Annotated in this window: 5 protein-coding genes; 1 reads left to right on the forward strand and 4 read right to left on the reverse strand. The window is 66.6% G+C overall.

From position 1 onward, the window contains the following. Window positions 1-8: 8 nt before the first annotated feature. Window positions 9-1004 carry an LLM class flavin-dependent oxidoreductase gene (locus tag ACIPIA_RS11025; RefSeq protein ID WP_400509420.1) on the reverse strand — a complete coding sequence of 332 codons (996 nt, stop codon included), beginning with the start codon at window positions 1002-1004 and terminating at the stop codon, window positions 9-11. A gap of 189 nt (window positions 1005-1193) precedes the next feature. On the opposite strand from ACIPIA_RS11025, the gene ACIPIA_RS11030 reads away from it, so the two are divergent. Further along, a complete protein-coding gene (locus ACIPIA_RS11030) occupies window positions 1194-1382 on the forward strand; it encodes a hypothetical protein (protein WP_400509422.1) in 189 nt (62 codons plus the stop codon). 92 nt (window positions 1383-1474) lie between these two features. On the opposite strand, the gene serA is transcribed toward ACIPIA_RS11030, so the two are convergent. The 3 genes from serA to ACIPIA_RS11045 form a co-directional block, all read right to left on the reverse strand. Then, a complete protein-coding gene (serA, locus tag ACIPIA_RS11035) occupies window positions 1475-2734 on the reverse strand; it encodes a phosphoglycerate dehydrogenase (protein ID WP_400509424.1) in 1260 nt (419 codons plus the stop codon). Window positions 2735-2841: 107 nt separating this feature from the next. Beyond that, window positions 2842-3288, reverse strand: a complete 447-nt coding sequence (locus tag ACIPIA_RS11040; protein WP_400509425.1) for an NfeD family protein — start codon at window positions 3286-3288, stop codon at window positions 2842-2844. Window positions 3289-3295: 7 nt separating this feature from the next. Beyond that, on the reverse strand, window positions 3296-4276 hold the full coding sequence (locus tag ACIPIA_RS11045) for an SPFH domain-containing protein (protein ID WP_400509427.1): 981 nt from the start codon (window positions 4274-4276) through the stop codon (window positions 3296-3298). Window positions 4277-4291 lie beyond the last annotated feature (15 nt).

The following is a 4291-nucleotide window of genomic DNA, read 5'->3' on the forward strand; positions in this document are numbered from 1 at the left end:
GAGAGTGCCTAGGACGAGCCCAGCTCCGCAGCGATCCCCGCGACCAGCTCGAAGGAGCGCTTGCGCTTCTCGTGGTCGAAGATCGGCGCGGTGATCATGATCTCGTCAGCACCGGTCTCCCGGATAAAGGCGCCAAGCGATCGCTTCAGCGTCTCCGGCGAACCGACGAAGGCGTAGCGGAGCATCCCCGAGACATGCGCCTTCTCGGCCGGCGACCAGTACTGCTCGATGTCGTCGATCGGCGGCTGCAACTTGCCACGCGCGCCCCTGACCATGCCGACGAAGCGCTGCTGCAGCGAGGTGGCGAGATGGCGCGCTTCCTCGTCCGTCTCCGCAGCGACGACGTTGATGCCGGGCATCGCGTAGGATGTCGCAAGCTGCTCGGAGGGCTTGAAGCGCTCGCGATACACGGCGAGCGCCTGCAGCAGCGCATCCGGCGCAAAATGGGAGGCGAAGCTGTAGGGCAGGCCGAGCTCGGCCGCGAGCTGCGCGCCAAACAGGCTCGAACCCAGGATCCAGAGAGGCACGTTCAGGCCTTCGCCCGGCACGGCGCGGATCGCCTGATTGGGGCCGGCCGGCGCGAACAGCGCCTGCAGCTCCAGCACATCCTGCGGGAAGCTGTCGGATGACATCGGGCTGCGGCGCAGCGCTCTCAGCGTCAGCTGGTCGGTGCCCGGCGCCCGGCCGAGGCCGAGATCGATACGACCGGGGAAGAGGGCCTCCAGCGTTCCGAACTGCTCGGCGATGACCAGCGGCGCGTGGTTCGGCAGCATGATGCCGCCAGCGCCGATCCGCATGGTGCTCGTCGCTGCGGCCAGCTGGCCGATCACCACCGAGGTCGCGGCGCTGGCGATGCCGACCATGTTGTGATGCTCCGCCACCCAATACCGGGTGTAGCCGAGCTTCTCGACATGGCGGGCGAGATCGATCGATTTCAGCAGGGCCTGCCGCGGTCCCTCCCCTTCGATGACGGGAACAAGATCGAGGACGGAGATCGCGACCATGGCAGCCCCTGCTGGCTGGTGCCGGACGACAGCCGGCGGGGAGGTAGCTTCACCAGATGGGAAGGCTGCAGGCCCCGATCCAGAGGCAGGCTCGCTTCGTCATGGCGCGCCTGCGCTGGCGTTCTGGCGGAACGGGTTTCGCCCTGTGGCGTTGCAGGAGTGAGAGCCAATCACGCCGAAGGAGCGACCATGACCACGACCGCCAATCCGGCCAAGGAAAGTCTGCGCCAGGAACAAAAGGCGCAGCGCAAGGCCGCGCGCGAGCATGGCAAGGATGCCGAGCTGAATCGCGCCCTGAAGGACACCTTCCCCGCCAGTGACCCCGTCGCCGCCCAGACGCCGATCAAGCCCGGCGCCAAAGATAAGCGGAAGCACTGACGCCGCCCGTAGTGCTCAGGGGCGAAACCGGCGATGCTTGCCGTACGCTGGAAGCATAGGGAGCTTTTTGCGGCTACGGGCCGCAGAAGCATTTAGTCGCGCTGGTAGAGCAGCCGCGCGCGGATCGTGCCATCGAGCGCGCGGATCTCGCGCAGGATGTCGCGGGCCTCGCTGATCGAGACCTTGTCGGCTTCGATCACCACGTAACCGACCTCGCCATCGGTGTGGTAGTTCTGTGCGGCGATGTTGACCTGGCGGTTCGCGAAGACGTCGTTGAGGCGCCGCAGCATACCCGGCACATTGCGCTGGACATGGATGAAGCGCGTTCCTACGGCGCGAGCCGGAATCTGTACCTGCGGAAAGTTCACGGCGCCGACCGTCGAGCCGACATCGGAATAATCGACCAGCTTTCGCGCAACCTCGGCGCCGATCCGCTCCTGCGCCTCCTCGGTCGAGCCCCCGATATGCGGCGTCAGGATGACGTTCGAGAGCCCCTGCAAGGGCGAGACGAAACGATCGGCATTGGAGGCCGGCTCTACCGGGAAGACGTCGACCGCCGCGCCCGCGAGATGACCACTCTTCAGCGCCGCCGCGACCGCGTCGAGATCGACAACCGTGCCGCGCGAGTTGTTGATGAGATAGGCCCCCTGCTTCATCTTGGCGACTTGCGCAGCGCCGATCATGCCAGCGGTCTGCGGCGTCTCAGGCACGTGCAGCGAGACGATGTCGGCAGCACCGAGCAACGCGTTCAGGCTCTTGGTCGGTTCGGTATTGCCGTGACGCAGACGGTCGGTGTGATCGTAATAGATCACCCGCATGCCCATCGCCTCGGCCAGCGTCGAGAGCTGGCTGCCGATATTGCCATAACCGACGATACCGAGCGTCTTGCCGCGCACTTCGAAGGAGCCGTTGGCCGACTTGTCCCAGCCGCCCTCATGCGCAGAGCGCGAGCGATCCGGAATGCGGCGGAGCAGCATCACGATCTCGCCGATGGTGAGCTCCGCAACGCTGCGGGTGTTGGAGAACGGTGCGTTGAAGACCGGGACACCCTGCTGGCGCGCCGCCTCGAGATCGACCTGGTTGGTGCCGACCGAGAAGCAGCCGACGGCGAAGAGGCGGTCAGCCGCCGCAAAGATCTCCGGGGTGAGCTGCGTGCGCGAGCGGATGCCGAGCACATGCACGCCCTGGATCGCCTTGAGCAATGCCTCGCGGTCGAGCGCCTTGGGCAGCCGCTCCAGATTATTGTAGCCGGCCTGCTGCAGCAGCTCGACGGCGGAATCGTTGATACCTTCCAGCAGCAGGACCTTGATGCGGTCCTTCGGAAGGGAAAGGCGTTCGCTGGGGCTGGTCATGATGCCTGCGCTCGTGAAGGAGCGGTTGCTATAGTCCTCGCCGCGCCGGAGGCCAACGCCCTAGACGCAACGCCGACGCGCAAAACGCCTCGCCGGATGCAAAAACGTCATGCCTTCTCGACGACGAGCGTTGCCCCCTCCACCCGCACGACCTTGATCTCGGTCCCTGCAAGCAGTTCCGGCCCGATGACGCGCCAGGAGGAATCGCCGACGCGGATGCGCCCCTCGCCGCCCGTCATCGTCGCCTCCAGCCGGAAGACCTTGCCGATGAGCTGGCGACCGCGGTCATTGAGGCCGGTCGCAGCATCCGGCTCCTCGCCCCGGCGCCGGGTCAGCAGACGCCCGGCCAGGACGCAAATGACGGCAAGGACTGCGAAAACCAGCATCGCCGCCTGCCAGCCCATCCCGGTGATGCCCACGACCGCACCGGTGACGAGCGCGGCCAGGCCGAGCCAGATGAGGAAGACGCCGGGGGCCATCATCTCGCCGCCGATCAGCAGCAAGCCGAGGATCGCCCAGAGCCAGCCGCCATGTGTCATCAACCAGTCCGGCATGATTGCCTCAAAGGCCCGTCCGGCCCGAGGCCGGCACTGAACCAGAGCCACGGCGCTCCGCCACCGCCTCCTCGCCGAAAACGGCCTTGGTGAGCTGGGCGATGCCGCCGACGGTGCCGGCAAGGGCGGCGGCCTCGATCGGCACGATCACCACCTTGCTGTTGTTCCCGCTGGCGATCGCCTTCAGCGCATCGGTGTAGCGCTCGGCGATCAGGAAGTTGGCGGCCTGGATGTCGCCGCGGCTGATGGCCTCCGACACCATGGCGGTCGCCGCCGCTTCGGCCTGCGCCAGCCTCTCGCGGGCCTCGGCATCGCGAAGCGCCGCTTCCTTGCGGCCTTCGGCGGCAAGGATCTGCGACTGCTTCTGCCCTTCGGCCTTGAGGATCTCGGCCTGCCTCAGGCCCTCCGCTTCCAGCACCGCAGCGCGCTTCTCGCGCTCGGCCTTCATCTGCCGGTTCATCGCGCCAGCAATGTCGGCCGGCGGCAGGATGTCGCGGATCTCGATGCGCGTCACCTTGACGCCCCAGGGCGAGGCGGCGGCGTCCATCACGCGCAGCAGCCGCTCGTTGATCTCGTCGCGATGAGAAAGCAGTTGGTCGAGATCCATCGAGCCGACGACCGTGCGGATATTGGTCATGGTCAGGACCATCAGCGCATCGTTGAGCGAGGCAACCTCGTAACAGGCCTTGGCCGCGTCGAGCACCTGGAAGAAGGCGGCAGCATCGATGCGCACGCCGGCATTGTCCTTGGTGATCGCCTCCTGCGAGGGAATGTCGAGCACCTGCTCCATGACATTCACCTTGTGCCCGATGCGGTCGATATAGGGCACGATCAGGCCCAGGCCGGCGCTCAGCGTGCGCGAATAGCGGCCGAAGCGCTCGACCGTGTAGTTGTAGCCCTGAGGAACGGTGCGGACGCCGCGTGCGATCGTCAGGACGACCAGCGCCACGACGACGATGACCGCGATATTGTAGCCCGACAGATCCATCCCACCCCCTCGCGG

It is taken from the genome of Allobosea sp. CER48 (assembly GCF_044752385.1).
Taxonomy (GTDB): Bacteria; Pseudomonadota; Alphaproteobacteria; order Rhizobiales; family Beijerinckiaceae; genus Allobosea.

Excerpts from the sequence above, each read along its gene's own strand:
- ACIPIA_RS11025 (WP_400509420.1), bottom strand. The coding sequence starts at position 1,004 with ATGGTCGCGATCTCCGTCCTCGATCTTGTTCCCGTCATCGAAGGGGAG.
- ACIPIA_RS11030 (WP_400509422.1), top strand. The coding sequence starts at position 1,194 with ATGACCACGACCGCCAATCCGGCCAAGGAAAGTCTGCGCCAGGAACAA.
- serA (WP_400509424.1), bottom strand. The coding sequence starts at position 2,734 with ATGACCAGCCCCAGCGAACGCCTTTCCCTTCCGAAGGACCGCATCAAG.
- ACIPIA_RS11040 (WP_400509425.1), bottom strand. The coding sequence starts at position 3,288 with ATGCCGGACTGGTTGATGACACATGGCGGCTGGCTCTGGGCGATCCTC.
- ACIPIA_RS11045 (WP_400509427.1), bottom strand. The coding sequence starts at position 4,276 with ATGGATCTGTCGGGCTACAATATCGCGGTCATCGTCGTCGTGGCGCTG.